Origin of the sequence: Paenibacillus sp. FSL R7-0048 (genome assembly GCF_038004505.1) — a bacterium.
In the GTDB taxonomy this organism is placed as follows: domain Bacteria; phylum Bacillota; class Bacilli; order Paenibacillales; family Paenibacillaceae; genus Paenibacillus_AQ; species Paenibacillus_AQ odorifer.
This window is the reverse complement of sequence record NZ_JBBORF010000001.1, coordinates 156562-172459: the sequence shown is the minus strand read 5'-3', so window position 1 is coordinate 172459 and position 15898 is coordinate 156562. Positions and strand designations below refer to the sequence as shown.

Here is a 15898-nt window from a genome sequence, read left to right as displayed (position 1 = left end):
GTAAATGCACACGATAAACTTATTGAATAAACTATATAAAATCATATTTATATTACTAATTCATTAAATATATGCACACGTGAAAATTCTAGATAGCAATCCTTTACGAAGGTAAAGGATCAGGCTGCTATGCGCAGCCTCTACTTCTGCAACTTCCTGACTGATTCTCTGGCAATAAGCTCTGTCTCGATCGAGATCCGCCCGTCTTTTTCTGAGGGTTCCTTGACCAAGCTTAACAGCTGGCGAGCGCCTTGCTCACTAATCTTCTCAATAGGACGTTTGACCGTGGTGAGTGAAGGATTGGCAAAAAGTGAAAACCCAATGTCGTCAAAACCAACAACAGAGATATCATTTGGCACCTGCAGCCCTCGCTCAAACACGCCTTTCATAGCCCCGATCGCCATATCATCATTGGAGCAAAATACAGCAGTCGGTGGCTTCTCGAGATCCAGCAGCTTGCCCATCGCCTCATATCCACTTTGCATATCATAACTACCGCTTATCATGTAGTCATTACGAACAGGGATATTATGGTCAATCAAAGCTTTTATAAAGCCATCTCTGCGTTCCTGTGTGGATTTAAAGCCCTCGACACCTTCAATAATTGCAATGTCTTGATGCCCGTTTTCGATCAGGTATTTGCCTGCATTATAAGCACCTTCCCGGTCGTTCGAGATGATGTTGATAATGGAACGGTCATCAATTTGCCGGTTCAGCACAACGATTGGAATGCCTTGCTGGACAACATGGTAAATGAATTTATTATCTGCTTCACTCTGGCTCATTAGAATAATTCCATCAAAACGTTTGCGATGAATAGAGGAGTAATCCGCATAATCGTCGATCCCACGGATGAACAGATTGTACTCTACATCTATGACCCTATTTACACCACGAATCGTATCAGAGAAGAAACCAGAAGTTGTGCCGTTGGCAATACTCGTGAAGAACAGACCAATGGTATAGGATCGCTGCATCACAAGGCTTTTGGCATTGTAATTAGGGACGTAACCCACTTGCGCAGCGATCTCGGCAATTTTTTTACGTGTGACCTCTTTAATTAGTGGACTATTGTTAAGTGCTCTCGATACAGTTGTATGCGATACATTCGCCAATTTGGCGATATCCTTGATTGTAGGTGCCATGGGTCAACCTTCCTTATTAAACGGGTTTGGCTCTTCCATGTAAGGATATCATAACGATTACCTAGTCACCAATGCCTGTTTCGAGAAATTAAAATAATGATCAGCGTTATTGTAACAGATGTTCTCAATCATACTGCCCAGTAACTCCATATCATCCGGGGCTTCTCCAGCTTCTACCCAAGAGCCTACTAGATCACACAAGATTCTTCTAAAGTACTCATGTCTGGTATACGATAAAAAGCTTCTGGAGTCTGTTAACATCCCAACAAATTGGCTAAGTACGCCTAGATTAGCAAGTGTCTTCATCTGTTCCAGCATGCCGTCTTTATTATCGTTGTACCACCATGCGGTTCCGAATTGAATCTTCCCTGGAATACCGCCGCCCTGGAAGCTACCCATTAGACTGGCAATAACATGATTATCATTAGGGTTCAATGAGTACAAAATGGTCTTAGGCAACGCATTCTCACGATCCAGCGCATCGAGCAGACCCGCCAAAGGCTTAGCAATCACGCCGTCATTGATAGAATCATAACCCGTGTCAGGTCCGAGACGTCCGAACATTACGCTGTTGTTATTCCGTAGCGCATGAATATGGAATTGCATCGCCCAATCCAGCTCGTTATACAATTTGCCGAGGAATACTAGCGTGAATCCTTTATATTTCTTTTCTTCACTCTCACTTACAGTGCCTTCATAAAGTGCTTTAGCGAATATAGCTGTAGCTTCCTCCAAGGTAGTAGGCTCAAACATTACCGCATCCAAAGCATGGTCAGATACACGGCCGGCTCTGGCGTGGAAGAATCTCACTCTGCTCTCCAATGCTGCAAGAAACTGTCCGTAATTCTTAACAGCCATTCCCGAAACTTCGCTTAGCTGAGCTACCCAAGGCTGGAAGGTAGGACGGTTGATTTCAAGCGCTTTGTCTGGTCTGAATCCCGGCACAACGCTAGCATTGAACCCACTCAGATTACTGATTTTCTCATGATATTCCAGATTATCTACAGGATCATCGGTAGTACAAACCGTAGTCACCTTCGATTTAATGATCAAATCTCTTGCTCCGTATCCTTCACCCTGTAACTGTCTATTCACTTCATCCCAAATTTTTGGTGCGTTAGCTTCATTCAGCAACTCATATACACCGAAGAAACGTTGCAGCTCCAGATGCGTCCAATGGTATAGCGGATTCCCGATAATCATCGGAACCGTTCTAGCCCAAGCTAAAAATTTATCATAATCACTGGCATCGCCAGTAATGAATTTCTCTTCTATACCGTTAGCGCGCATCACTCTCCATTTATAATGGTCGCCATACAGCCAAGCTTCGGTGATATTGTTGAACGTTTTGTTCTCATAAATTTCTTTTGGACTGAGGTGGCAATGATAATCGATAATGGGCATGTCTTTCGCATGATTATGAAACAGCTTAATTGCGGTCTCGCTCGACAATAGGAAGTTCTCATCCATGAATTTTTTACTCATGAGGTTTGCTGCTCTCCTTTAAGTTCGAATGGGAGTTACACAAAGTTTAACGTGAACATTTATTCAATCGGTCGATTTCTTAATAAATATTTTAAACTTAAAATTATTGCTTATAATAGGGTTTGTGTAAATTGTTCACGTTAACATTATATCTTCATTGTAAACGTATTTTTAAAATGCGCAAGTCTTTTTATAAAGACATTGTTACAGTTATTTTAACTTCCGAGTGGTAATAAATAAACAACATATTTAATATCTGGACACGGCCCCGCCAATATTGAAAAAAGCAGGCAACCCTTTAGAAAAAGGATAACCTGCTTATATGTCATCGACTACGATTTCTCGCAAAATTAACTATCCAGTGTTTCGCTCCAGTCATGCACCATCGTGCCCTCTAGGTACTTCTCAGCATCCATTGCTGCCATACAGCCAGATCCCGCTGCGGAAATTGCCTGACGATAACGGGTATCCTGCACGTCGCCACAAGCGAATACGCCCGGGATGTTCGTTTCTGTCGTTCCAGGGTTGACCACAATGTAGCCGTTGGTATCGGTCGTAATTTGCCCCCCTAAAAATCCGGTGTTCGGCGTGTGCCCGATCGCGACAAACACTCCGTCCGCTTCGATGAGTTCATCAATTCCCGTCTCATTGTTGCGAACCGTCAGCCCCTTAACGCCAGACTCGTCGGTTGTAACCTCAAGCGGTGTACGGTTAAGAGCCCACGATACCTTACTGTTATCCCGTGCGCGAGCCTGCATAATCTTCGAAGCTCTAAGCTCATCACGACGGTGAACCAATGTTACATTGGAAGCGAATCGGGTTAAAAAGCTGGCTTCTTCCATCGCAGAATCTCCACCACCGACGACAATAATCTTTTTGCCACGGAAAAAGAATCCGTCACAAGTAGCACAAGTGCTGACCCCACGGCCCACATTCTCCTGCTCCCCGGGGATTCCTAAATATCTGGCAGATGCGCCGGTTGAGATGATCACTGACTCCGCCTCTAATACTCCCAATCCATCTACAGTCACTTTAAATGGACGCTGTGAAAAATCAACTGAATCCACCCAACCATTCTTAAATTCAGCCCCAAAACGTTCAGCCTGCTTGCGCATGTTGTCCATTAAATCCGGGCCTAGAATCCCTTCAGGAAAGCCTGGGAAGTTCTCGACTTCTGTTGTCGTTGTCAGTTGTCCACCTGGTTGCATACCTTCAATCACAAGTGGGTTTAGGTTGGCACGTGCCAAATAAATTGCAGCAGTAAGCCCGGCTGGGCCTGTTCCGATTACAATCGTTTTGTACATAACAGTGGCCTCCTCACAATAGGGTTTATTTAGAAGAAACGGGCCCTTTTTTGGCAAGCATAGCCGCCTTCGGTGCCCCTATAAGGAACATTAGCGTTACGCAAGACATATAAAAAGGGCTCCGTTTCTACGAAATACTACATGATCGATTTAGATATTCTCGGTAAATGGCGGAAGGCTGTCGCTCACACTTCCCTCGAAACTACATTCCTCATCTATGCGCCGAGCATAACGACTGACCATAGAAACGGAAACATTGTAACGCTGGGCTACTTCACGGTAGGTGACCGGCAGGTTATGCGTTTTAGCGATTAGATATTCTAAGGCAGCACACCAGCCATTCGCATGACGGATAAACGGAACATCCGGATAAAGGCTGCTCAGAAATTGCTTCCACAGTAATTCAGCATCTTTTTTGTGGATTGCATCATATCTTCGATCCATCATACTAAGGGTCTGGTCGATAACTTTCTGCCAATCCTCTCTCCATTCCGGCAGTCCCTTCAGACGCGGGGAAGAGGTTTCTTTGACTTCCTGAAGCACATTCTCTTCAGGAACACTTCCAATCAGCCGCTGCAGACTAAGAAGTGCCGCTTCTTGCAGCTTTTCTTCCTGCAAGGGCTGCTGCTTTAGAAGTCCTTGCAGAATTTCGGACATCTCTTCATCTTCGATCCACCGAAGAGCTTCTGTAACCTGAAGCTTCGTATTGGCATCCCCGTAGCGGAGCGCCCAGAAGAAGGAAGAGCGAAGCAGCGGATTGTTCCGTACCTCTTCGGTAAAGCTGCCCTTGTTGTCCTTCCACAGCTTCAGCTGCTCCTGAAAAGGAAGCTGATAGTTGTAGCTGACCAGCGACAGCGTTTTACCTTCCCCCTGCGCCTGCTGCAGCTGAGCCAGAAAAAATCTCGGCACAGCCGATTCCGGATCGAGCTTAGCCGCCTTCTGCCAGCAGCGCTGGGCTTCTGTATACAGGCCACTATTGCTGGCAGCTGCCGCACAATAATGATAGAGACTGGCGTCGCCACCGACCTCTTCATCCTTCAACAGACGTCTAAAATGGCCATAGGCGGTTTTATGGCGTCCCAGTATCCCCATGGTGGTGGCCATTTTGAACAGATGCTCCTGATGAAACGGAATGGTGGTCTCCAGAAGGTGTAACAATCCATCCAGTTGCCCGCGGTCACCTTCATACTGAAGGAAGATCGCTAAGTTACAGAGTGCATGCAAATTCCCGGAATCCAGCTCCAGCACCCGCATAATACATTCCTTAGCTTTGGTAAAACGACCCATATAAAAATACGCTAGGGCTAGGTTGTTATGTGCCGCCAGGAAGTCAGGCGTATTGCTCACAATCTCTTCAAGCAAAGTGACGGCTTGTGTAAACTTGCCCTCCTCCAACAGTGCTCGGGCTCGCTCATGCTCTATTACACCTTCCCGGCTTCTAATCCGGATAAGTGGAGCAGGACGGTCCAGCTCATATTGCAGCAGCTCCATCAATTCTTCCGATTCGGCCAGAAATTCACCGTTCACATCTTCTTCGAGATAAGTGACGAGTGAGCGTTCTGCCTCCTCATAGCTTTCCATATTGGCGAAGTTGTTAGCCATATAGAAATAACATTCCGTCATTGCCGGATCAATATTCTCCAGTACATGGGTTAAAATGTCGTTGGACGCTTCATAATTACCCATTTCTGATAATACGCCAGCCACGTTGCAATGATTGACCGGATTCTCCGGCTCGTACTCTACAGCTTTGCGAAAATTCTTTAATGCCTTATCATATTGAAAGCGATCCAAGGACCGAACGGCTCTTTCAAAGAAAAAATTGGCATTCAGAGTTACAGGAATCACATTATCATTCCCCAGTTCATACTCTGAAGTTCTCTCAATCATGGAAGCAAGGCACCTCCCTTATAAGAAGCTTCCTTATACTAACGAAAAATAGGAGGGCGGCGCCCTATGGGGTATGCCGGAGCTCCATCCTTAATCGCTATTCCGTTCCCTTATTGGGCGCGGGTATCTCCACACAGTATACCACATGTGACAGCGAGAATCTCAAGTTGAGAAAGACTCTACCACTCTGCTTACAACATCTTTTTTGACAAAAAATAAAAAAGACGGGGAATTAAATTCCCGCGTCTCTAAATAGCTTATCGATTGAACCACCCTCAAGGATGATGTGCGTAGCCTGGGCAAGCATCGGTGCAACAGATAATACCGTAAACCGACTTGAATGGTCATCAGGCAGTGCAATAGAATCTGTCGTAACCACTTCCTGAATAGAAGGATGGTCAAGCCGCTGTAGCGCGGGCCCTGAGAATAATCCGTGTGTCGCGCAGACAATACTGTCCTTCGCACCTCTCTCCTTCAGGCCTTCTACCACATTCACAATGGTCGTCCCAGTATCGATCAGATCCTCAATAATGATAGGTGTCCGTCCCTCGACATCACCAATGACATGAGTGATTACCGATTCATTATGGGCTGGGCGCTTCTTGATCATAATGGCAAAAGGTGAATCCAGCTTATTCGCCAGCTTCTCAGCCATAGACGCACGCCCTGCATCCGGGGAAACAATGACCAGATCAGACATTGCCTTGGCTTTCAAATGGCTGCTGATCAAATCGAGTGCAGTCAGATGATCGACCGGAATGTTGAAAAAGCCTTGAATCGCCGCTGCGTGCAAATCGATGGTGATTACGCGGGTTGCTCCAGCGGTCGTCAGCACATCAGCCACCATCTTAGCCGAGATCGGCTCACGAGGTGCGGACTTCCGCTCCTGCCGAGCGTACCCATAATACGGCACAATAATGTTCACTGTACGAGCTGAAGCCCGTTTGGCAGCATCTATCATCACCAGCAGCTCCACGAACATCTCATTAATGGGATGCGAAAGGGATTGCACCAAAAATACGTCGCAGTTCCGGATGCTTTCTTCGTAATGCACGTAAATCTCGCCGCTCATGAAGCGGGTCAGCTTTATCTGCCCCAATTCAACACCAAGTCGCTCCGCAATATCAGCCGCTAACTTTGGATTCGACGAACCGGAAAAAATACGTAATTGTTGATGATGCATAATACCCTCCTGCGGATTATAAATTATTATAGTTTGAACTGAACAGTGGTACGGCGGCGTCCCTCAAATACAGCCAGCTCACGAAAACCAGTGTGCCAAAGCATACTACGCGCCTCTTGCAGCCCGTCCCCCAGCTTGGCAGGATCATGTGCATCGGAGCCTAATGTCAGCGGTATGCCGAGCTTTAGGGCCTCCTGTAGCAGATGCTCGGCCGGGAACATCTCAGCGCAAGGCTTCGTAAGTCCGGATGCATTCAGCTCCATGGCGATTCCGCTATCCGCTATAACCTTTAAGGTCTCTAGCTCCAGCGCCCTTACCTCAGCCGTGCCCTCCGGTGTTTGTGGGCCATAACCGAACCGTTTAATAACATCCATATGTCCTATAATATCATATAATCCCGATAACGCCGACTTCTTTACCGCATCGTAATAAAGACGATATACCTCTAGCGCATCTTTGCCTTCCCAACCATGAACCTGGCGGTGATCCGTAATATCCCACTCCCCAAGAAAATGTACAGAACCTATAAGATAATCCCATGGATACGGCGACAAAATCTCGCGAATTTGCTCTTCATAGCCTTCGATATAATCGGCTTCCAGCCCCACCCGCAGATCTATGACTCCACGGTAACGCTCCTTTAAGGTTAGACATTCCTCCACATAACGAGGCAGCTCAGCCATTGGCATAGCCATTTCTGGATAATAGCTGGCGGGATCTACGTGGATGAGCGGCAAGTGGTCGGATAATCCCAGCTGCTGAAGTCCAAGCTCTATCCCGCGCTGTACATACTCCTCAAGCTTACCCACGGCATGGCCACAGCGTTCATGATGCGTGTGGTAATCAATATGCATCACTCAGTCCTCCCTTAGTACTGATCCCGGCGTGGGCGTTCGTGACGGGTACTCAACTCTTCCATAATCTCATCCAGTGGAAGCTTGCGCTCTTGCAGCAATACCAACAGATGATAGATCAGATCACTAACCTCAAGACGCAGCTCGGCGTTATCTTTATTTTTGGCGGCAATTATGGTCTCGGAAGCTTCCTCGCCTACCTTTTTGAGGATCTTATCCACGCCTTTATCAAACAGATAAGTGGTATACGCGCCTTCCGGGCGTTCCACTTCCCGCTCAGCAATCACACGCTCCAGCTCACCAAGAACAGCAAAACGCTCACCATCTGTCAAACTAGACACTGGTTTCGAAGCATCTGTTATTGGGTTATTCAAAGGAATCTCACGGAAAAAGCATGACGTAGCTCCAGTATGGCAAGCTGGTCCTTCAGGCACAACCTTCACGAGTAGTGTGTCGCTATCACAATCATAGGATATGGAGGTAATAGCTTGTGTGTTGCCTGAGGTTCCGCCTTTATGCCAAAGTTCGCTGCGCGAGCGGCTCCAAAACCAAGTCTGGCCACTCTCCAGTGAGAGCTGTAACGATTCGGAGTTCATATAAGCAACCATCAGTACCTCTAAACTGCTAGCATCCTGAACAACGGCAGGCACCAGACCCGCTTCATTCCAGCGAATGCCTGCCAGAGCTTCTTTTTGGCTTAATGTGGTATTGTTTTGTGTTTCGCTCATCGGATTTCTACCCCTTTTTGCTTCAAATCTGCCTTTAAATCATTAATTGCAATCTCTTTATAGTGAAAAATGGTCGCCGCAAGTCCCGCATCGGCTTTCCCTTCCGTAAATACATCGTAAAAATGCTCCTTCTTCCCAGCGCCGCCAGAAGCAATCACAGGAATACTGAGCAAATCGCATACTGCCGAGGTTAGCTTCAGGTCGAAGCCGTCTTTTGTGCCATCTGCATCCATGCTAGTGAGCAAAATCTCGCCTGCGCCCAGCTTCTCAGCTTCTTTAGCCCAAGCCAGAGCACGGATGCCGGTGGGCTTACGCCCGCCATGAGTGTAAACTTCCCATTCACCAAAAGCCTCATTATATTTAGCATCTATCGCTACTACAATACACTGGGAGCCAAATCGGCGAGCACCCTCCAGAATGAGCTGAGGATTAGTGATGGCTGCCGTATTAATGCCGATTTTGTCTGCGCCTGCACGAAGAATTCTTTTCATATCATCAGTTGTAGAGATCCCTCCACCCACTGTAAAAGGAATGGCAATCTCACCAGCGGTCTGCCGCACAACCTCGATCATCGTTGCTCTACCTTCTACGGAAGCCGATATATCGAGAAACACAAGCTCGTCTGCGCCCTCACGGTCATACAGCGCCGCTAGCTCTACCGGATCTCCAGCATCACGCAGATTCACAAAGTTAACACCTTTGACTACCCGTCCATCCTTAACGTCAAGACAGGGGATGATACGTTTTGCTAACATTATGAAATCCCCCTTTCTTTAAAAAGCGTTTCAAGCACCTAAAGTGTATCCGTCCCCCTAAAGCCCTCTTAGCCCAGGGGGCCCAAGGGCCCCTGCCCTTTGGAAACCTCGATTGTTGGCATGGCGGATCATAGCCCATCCGGCTGAACCATAGCCCACACTACTGAACATGTGCTATGATCGCTAACCCCTTCGTGGCCGCTTCCTAGATCCATGACACTTTCATGTTCCGCGGTTTTGGCCCTTATGTGGTCGGAAGGGCTCACGCCACCTGCAAGCCCACGAGTATTTAATTGCACAACGTGCAGTTATTTTATCAGCCTTTTTGCAAGCTACTCTTTTAACTGCATTTCGTACAACTAAATCTGGGGATGAGCTTATAAATCAACTCATCTCTGAGTTATAGCTGCACGAAATACAACTAAATTAGCTAATCAGCTCTAAATGTGAAAAATAGCTGTATAAAGTACACTTAAATCATCATCCGAGGAAAAATACCCTTCCCGCCGCCTCATTACGCCTATTGTAGCAGATTGTGAAGCGGGTTTTAGCTAGCGGGTAACCTCCATCTTCACAGGTATTAAAATTTCATCGTATCCCTCGTTGAAACAGCGCCCAAGTCGTTACGCCATTCGTAATGAGATTTTTACAAAGTGCAAACACATTAGCTAGTTGGGTTTGTTGCTTTATTGGCCAGCTGGTTTGTTTTAGCTCTTTTGTTGGTTTATTGCTTTGTTGCTTTGTTATTAAGCCCTTTTGCTGGTTTGCTGGTTTGCTGGTTTGCTGGTTTGTTCGTTTAACTTTTGCTAGTTTGCTTCTCTGTGCGTTCATTTAATTATTATTAGTTACTCATTTACTGTTACGTCTATTTCTTTTATCCACTGCTCATGGCTTGCTCAACTGTTGTCTTTTTGTTCATTCGCTCGTTTATTAATTAGTTTGGTGATTTAGTGATTTGTGTTCACTACGTTACTGTTAAGTCTATTTCTTTAACCCACTGTTGGTTCTGTCTGTTTCATTAATCCACTATTCCTTGGCTAGCTCATGTCGTCTTTTTGTTCATCCGCTCATCAATTAGCGCGCTCGCCCAACGCTATTTCTGCCCAAGCGCTCGCAAAGCTCCAGAAAGATCAATATTGCCCGTGTATAACGCCTTGCCAACAATAGCTCCGCCTACACCGCTGCCGCTGTGCACGTTCAGACGCAACAGATCATCAAGACTGGTGACTCCGCCGGACGCGATCACAGTTTTACCGCTGGCCTGCGCCATGGACAGGATACCGTCCACGTTCGGTCCCTGCATCATCCCGTCGCGGGAGATGTCGGTGTAAATGAATGTCTCGGCTCCTTTTGCCGCCAATTCCTTGGCAAGAGCTTCAGCACGTACTTCAGAGGTGTTCAGCCAGCCGTGTGTCGCAACATAACCGTTACGTGCATCAATGCCGATCGCGACTTTATCGCCGTATTTTGCCAATACCTCTTCGGTAAAAGCATGATCATTAATCGCAGCAGTACCGATAATAACGCGGCTAACGCCAAGTCCGAGCAATTTCTCTACGTCCGCAAGATTGCGAAGACCGCCGCCCACCTGCACAGGAACGTTAGCATTAGCAGCAATAGCACCGATAATCGCATCGTTCACAGGATGACCCGCTTTCGCACCATCTAAGTCCACCAAATGAATGAACTTTCCACCTTGCTCTTCCCATGATTTTGCCACCTTTAGTGGACTATCATTGTATATCGTTTCCTGATTGTAATCCCCCTGCTGCAGCCTGACGCATTTTCCATCCCGGATATCAATCGCCGGATATACAATAAAAGAAGACATTTGGCGCTCCCCACTTTCGTTCCATTATATTTATAGCGTGGCTTACGCCCGCTCTCTCTTAATCTTCAAAAAATTACCCAACAGCTTGATTCCCAGCTCTCCGCTTTTTTCCGGATGGAACTGCATACCGAACACATTATCTTGCCCGACAATAGCTGTAACTGGGTAACCATAATCTGTGACGGCCAGCAGATCACTCTCTTTTGCTACAAGCGCGTGATAAGAGTGGACAAAATACACATGCCCCTCCTCAAGGCCAACAAAAAGCGGATTCTCCGGCTGTCTAAAGCTGAGCTTGTTCCACCCCATATGCGGCACCTTATAGCCATCTCTAGGAGCGAACCGCACCACTGAACCCGAGAGAATATCTAACCCCTCATGGCTGCCATGCTCTTCACCGGTGCTAAACAACAGCTGCATACCAAGACAGATCCCAAGCAGAGGCTGCTCTCCAGCGGCTACCTGTTTGACGACAAGATCCAAACCATTCTCCCGCAGATGCCCCATCGCATCGCCAAATGCACCGACACCTGGCAGAATGACACTATCAGCAGCGAGAATTTGCTCGGCATCACCCGTCACTACACACTCATAACCGAGACGTTCTACCGCCTTACTCACACTGTGCAGGTTGCCCATGCCATAATCGACGATTGCAACAGTCATCCTACAGCACTCCCTTCGTAGAAGGCACACCCTTCACACGGGGATCAATCAAAGTTGCCTCATCCAGCGCCCGTCCAAGCGCTTTGAATACAGCCTCAATCATGTGATGAGTGTTAGAACCGTAGTGTACGATAACATGTAACGTAATCCGTGCTTCGAGCGCAAACTTCCACAGGAACTCCTGAACAAGCTCCGTCGAAAAGCTGCCCACCTGCTGTGAAGGATAGGTTGCACGATATTCAAAGTGCGGGCGATTGCTGATATCGATCACAACCTGCGCCAACGCCTCATCCATCGGTACAAAAACACTCGCATAACGTTTGATTCCTTTTTTATCACCCAGTGCTTCGTGCAGTGCCTGCCCTAGGCAGATCCCAATGTCTTCAACCGTGTGGTGGTCATCAATCTCGATGTCTCCACGCGCCTGTACAGACAGGTCAAATTGTCCGTGCTTCGTGAACAGATCCAACATATGATTCAGAAAAGGAACATCCGTCTCCAGCTCTGAAACTCCACTTCCATCTACGTTAAGAGACAACTTTATATCCGTCTCGTTTGTTTTACGGCTTAATCCAGCTTGGCGCAGGGCCTGTTCGTTATTGTTCTCCATATCCGTCTCCACCTTTTCCTTCGTTCTTGAGTCGAATCTCAATGGCTCGTGCGTGGCCTTCTAAGCCTTCGCGACGTGCCAGCTCTATAATGGTCTTCCCATCACGCAAGAGTGCTTCCTTACTGTAATAGATCAGACTTGATTTTTTAATAAAATCATCCACATCCACTGGTGACGAGAAACGTGCGGTCCCATTGGTTGGGATAATATGATTTGGCCCGGCAAAATAATCACCCACGGGCTCGGAGCTATACGCTCCCAGGAAGATGGCTCCAGCATTCTCAATGCTGCCTACGAGGCCCATAGGATCTTCGACAACAATCTCCAGATGCTCTGGTGCCAGTCTATTCACTACGGAGATCCCTTCTTCCATAGATTCCACAACAATGATCGCGCCGTAATTCTCTACCGAAGAACGGGCGATCGCCTGACGCGGCAGCTCTTGCAGCTGACGCTCCACTTCGGCCGCCACGTTATCCGCCAGGCTCTGCGATGGCGTGACCAGAATCGCCGAGGCCATCTCGTCATGCTCGGCCTGCGAAAGTAGATCCGCTGCGACATAAGCCGGCTCAGCGGTCTCATCTGCCAGCACGACAATTTCGCTTGGACCCGCGATACTGTCGATATCCACGGCGCCATATACCTCGCGTTTAGCCAGCGCAACGTATATGTTGCCGGGCCCACATATTTTATCTACCGGCGCTATGCTCTCCGTACCAAAAGCCAAAGCAGCTACCGCCTGTGCTCCGCCCACACGGTAGATTTCATTCACACCTGCTTCTGCGGCAGCAACAAGGATATAAGGGTCAATCCCTTCCTTGCCGCCGGTGGATGGCGGAGTCACCATGACGATCTCCGGCACACCCGCGATCTGTGCTGGGATCACGTTCATCAGTACCGAGGAGGGATAAGCTGCTTTGCCACCAGGTACATATACCCCTACCCGCTTCAGCGGACGAATAATCTGCCCCAGAATCGTGCCATCCGGCTGCAAATCCATCCATGAATTCCGTTTCTGTCTGGCATGGAACGCCCGGATATTGGCTGCAGCTGCTTGAATAGCAGATACGAAAGATTGCTCTACTCGGCCATATGCTGCCTGAAGCTCTTCCGGCGTTACCCGCAATTGATTCGGCGTAAGTGCAACCCGGTCAAATTGCTCCGTATAGCGAAGAAGCGCTGTGTCTCCTTCTTTTTTAATGGCGGCCACAATTTCCTTTACCGCCTGATTTTGCTCTGGCGTACCATACTCCACTTCCCGCTCTAGCTTAAAGTCCTTGCTCGACACAACCTTCATCGCTGGTTCCTCCCTTTACCCCTAACATCTGTTGCCGCCTACCGCAAATTAGGTTGCCCTATAACTGCCTGTAGTCGGTCACACAGTTGCTGTATCTCTTCATTTTTCATCCGATAGCTCACACGATTTGCCACCAGGCGGCTTGTAATTTCGAATATACTCTTCATTTCGATTAATCCGTTGTCCCGCAGCGTTTGCCCGGTCTCTACCATATCCACAATACGATCGGCCAGACCAATCAGTGGTGCAAGCTCGATGGATCCATTTAGCTTCACTACCTCGACCTGTTGCCCCTGCTCCCTAAAATACCTTGAAGCTACATTCGGATATTTCGTCGCTACACGCTGCTGAATTCCCGGCTGCCAGTTCGGCAATCCGATGATCGACATCCGGCAGCGGGCAATGCCAAGATCAAGCAGCTCGTATACATCACGATCTTCCTCCAGCAAAACATCCTTGCCCACGATACCAATATCCGCCACGCCATATTCTACATATGTAGGTACATCTACTGGTTTCGCCAATATAAACTCCATCCCTGCCTCAGGCAGCGGAATAACAAGCTTGCGTGATGCCTCACCGTCCGGTGGAATCGGAAGACCTGCCTGGCGGAACAGCTCAGCAGCCTTTTCGTAAATCCGGCCTTTTGGCATAGCCACCTTCAATATCTGTGCCATTGTTAAGTTGCCTCCTTTTCCATCTCCATGCAAAATTTATGTTAATCGCTTTTTGTACTAACGATATCCTCAGCCATGCTCACTTACAAAAGATACGAATGTATAGATCTCACCGTACCGTACACCCTCTGCTTCAACCGTGTCCGTATCCAAACGCTTCACCGTTTCAAGCTCTTCTGGACCTGCAGCAAGTCTAGTAACGACTGCATGACCCTCTGACCGCAGGCGTGTTGCCTCTTCCAAGCCTTCTTTTCTGCGAATCGCATCATATTGGATCAAAATAGGCAGCTCTTCCTCTTCGACCACTCCAGTTACACCATCCAGGATGCGATTCGTTTTTAAGGAAAATCCTGTGGATGGGATCGGACGCCCAAACTGTTGCAGCAGATTGTCGTATCTACCACCACTGCATACCGGAAATCCTAACTCCGCTGCATAACCTTCAAAAGTCATGCCTGTATAATAGGAAAAGTCCCCGATCATCGTCAGATCAATCAGTACATGCTGTGATACGCCGTAAGAGACCAGCACCTCCCACACCTTGCACAAATGATCAATCGAATGACGCGCGAGCGGATGATTGCTCAGCTCTAGCGCCTGTCCACAAATCTCCTTGCCTCCGCGCAGACGCAGCAGCCCATCCAGTTCGTTCTTCTGCGCTTCTGTAAGATCCAGCCGCCGTAAAGTCTCCCGGAAAGAAACATAGTCACGGCCCAGCAAATGACTTTTCAGCTCCTCTTGAGCCTCAGGCAGTTCAGGAAGTGCCTCTTGAAATAACCCATTCAGAAAGCCTACATGCCCCATAGCGATCTTAAAAGACTTCACACCCGCGGCTTGCAGCGAAGAAATAGCAAGCGCAACTACCTCCGCATCGGCTTCAGGTGAATCATCACCTACCAGCTCTACACCTGTCTGGAAGAACTCCGCTTCCCGCCCCGCTTCTTCCTCAATGGCACGGAATACATTCGCGTGATATGACAGACGCAATGGCAGTGGCTCATCCTTCAATAGAGAGGCAACAACACGGGCAACCGGGGCAGTCATTTCTGATCGAAGCACCAAAGCCTGACCACGATTGTTAAGTAATTTATAGAGCTTCTGGTCCGACGTAGAGCTAGCCACGCCAACTGTATCGTAATATTCCAACGTTGGAGTCATCATTTGCTGATATCCCCAGCGACTCATGCAATGCAGTACATCGTTCTCAATTTTGCGCAATTTCGTTACGGCCCGGGGCAGATAGTCCCGAACGCCAGACGGCTTCTCAAATCCCTTTGGTTTGGACATCTTCATTGTTCACCTCGTCAGTTATCATTAGATACTGTTTATGTTTACTTTACTATGGTAAAGTGGTAGCAAATTAAAGTATTTTCAATATCGTATCATGTTCACTGCTTTTTCGTCAATCAAACCCTTAGTCGAGCGTTTGGCATTTTCTTTATTTTTGCCTCCCCGCTTATCGAATACTATAAT

14 protein-coding genes are annotated in these 15898 nt (G+C 47.8%); all 14 read right to left on the bottom strand.

What is annotated here, in order from left to right; all coding sequences use genetic code 11:
• Positions 1-140 precede the first annotated feature (140 nt).
• The 14 genes from NSQ91_RS00840 to NSQ91_RS00775 all read right to left on the bottom strand — a co-directional run bounded on the left by NSQ91_RS00840 (position 141) and on the right by NSQ91_RS00775 (position 15712).
• Positions 141-1145, bottom strand: a complete 1005-nt coding sequence (locus NSQ91_RS00840; protein WP_076126848.1) for a LacI family DNA-binding transcriptional regulator — start codon at positions 1143-1145, stop codon at positions 141-143.
• A gap of 57 nt (positions 1146-1202) precedes the next feature.
• On the bottom strand, positions 1203-2630 hold the full coding sequence (uxaC, locus tag NSQ91_RS00835; RefSeq protein WP_076305437.1) for a glucuronate isomerase: 1428 nt from the start codon (positions 2628-2630) through the stop codon (positions 1203-1205).
• A gap of 350 nt (positions 2631-2980) precedes the next feature.
• Entirely contained in the window at positions 2981-3934 is a 954-nt protein-coding gene (trxB, locus tag NSQ91_RS00830; RefSeq protein WP_036687084.1) for a thioredoxin-disulfide reductase, read from the bottom strand.
• 150 nt (positions 3935-4084) lie between these two features.
• Entirely contained in the window at positions 4085-5824 is a 1740-nt protein-coding gene (locus NSQ91_RS00825; RefSeq protein ID WP_076305436.1) for a tetratricopeptide repeat protein, read from the bottom strand.
• Positions 5825-6056: 232 nt separating this feature from the next.
• Positions 6057-7007 carry a ribose-phosphate diphosphokinase gene (locus NSQ91_RS00820; protein WP_036687083.1) on the bottom strand — a complete coding sequence of 317 codons (951 nt, stop codon included), beginning with the start codon at positions 7005-7007 and terminating at the stop codon, positions 6057-6059.
• 26 nt (positions 7008-7033) lie between these two features.
• Positions 7034-7861: a histidinol-phosphatase HisJ gene (hisJ, locus tag NSQ91_RS00815; RefSeq protein ID WP_076282606.1), complete on the bottom strand. Its 828-nt coding sequence runs from the start codon at positions 7859-7861 to the stop codon at positions 7034-7036.
• A gap of 14 nt (positions 7862-7875) precedes the next feature.
• The gene (gene hisIE, locus NSQ91_RS00810) at positions 7876-8589 is read right to left on the bottom strand and encodes a bifunctional phosphoribosyl-AMP cyclohydrolase/phosphoribosyl-ATP diphosphatase HisIE (RefSeq protein WP_076126841.1); all 714 of its coding nucleotides are present in this window, start codon (positions 8587-8589) and stop codon (positions 7876-7878) included.
• A complete protein-coding gene (hisF, locus tag NSQ91_RS00805) occupies positions 8586-9344 on the bottom strand; it encodes an imidazole glycerol phosphate synthase subunit HisF (protein WP_076101059.1) in 759 nt (252 codons plus the stop codon). Before hisF ends, hisIE begins: the two co-directional genes overlap by 4 nt.
• A gap of 1093 nt (positions 9345-10437) precedes the next feature.
• Complete coding sequence (gene hisA / locus NSQ91_RS00800) at positions 10438-11175, bottom strand: 1-(5-phosphoribosyl)-5-[(5-phosphoribosylamino)methylideneamino]imidazole-4-carboxamide isomerase (protein WP_076126839.1); 738 nt, start codon at positions 11173-11175, stop codon at positions 10438-10440.
• A 42-nt stretch (positions 11176-11217) separates the two neighbouring features.
• Positions 11218-11841 carry an imidazole glycerol phosphate synthase subunit HisH gene (gene hisH / locus NSQ91_RS00795; protein WP_076126837.1) on the bottom strand — a complete coding sequence of 208 codons (624 nt, stop codon included), beginning with the start codon at positions 11839-11841 and terminating at the stop codon, positions 11218-11220.
• 1 nt (position 11842) lies between these two features.
• A complete protein-coding gene (gene hisB / locus NSQ91_RS00790; RefSeq protein WP_036687073.1) occupies positions 11843-12451 on the bottom strand; it encodes an imidazoleglycerol-phosphate dehydratase HisB in 609 nt (202 codons plus the stop codon).
• Positions 12438-13748, bottom strand: a complete 1311-nt coding sequence (hisD, locus tag NSQ91_RS00785; protein WP_076126836.1) for a histidinol dehydrogenase — start codon at positions 13746-13748, stop codon at positions 12438-12440. The genes hisB and hisD overlap by 14 nt, the downstream gene beginning before the upstream one ends.
• A 38-nt stretch (positions 13749-13786) precedes the next feature.
• A complete protein-coding gene (gene hisG, locus NSQ91_RS00780) occupies positions 13787-14425 on the bottom strand; it encodes an ATP phosphoribosyltransferase (protein ID WP_036687062.1) in 639 nt (212 codons plus the stop codon).
• A gap of 69 nt (positions 14426-14494) precedes the next feature.
• Positions 14495-15712 carry an ATP phosphoribosyltransferase regulatory subunit gene (locus NSQ91_RS00775; protein WP_036687060.1) on the bottom strand — a complete coding sequence of 406 codons (1218 nt, stop codon included), beginning with the start codon at positions 15710-15712 and terminating at the stop codon, positions 14495-14497.
• Positions 15713-15898 lie beyond the last annotated feature (186 nt).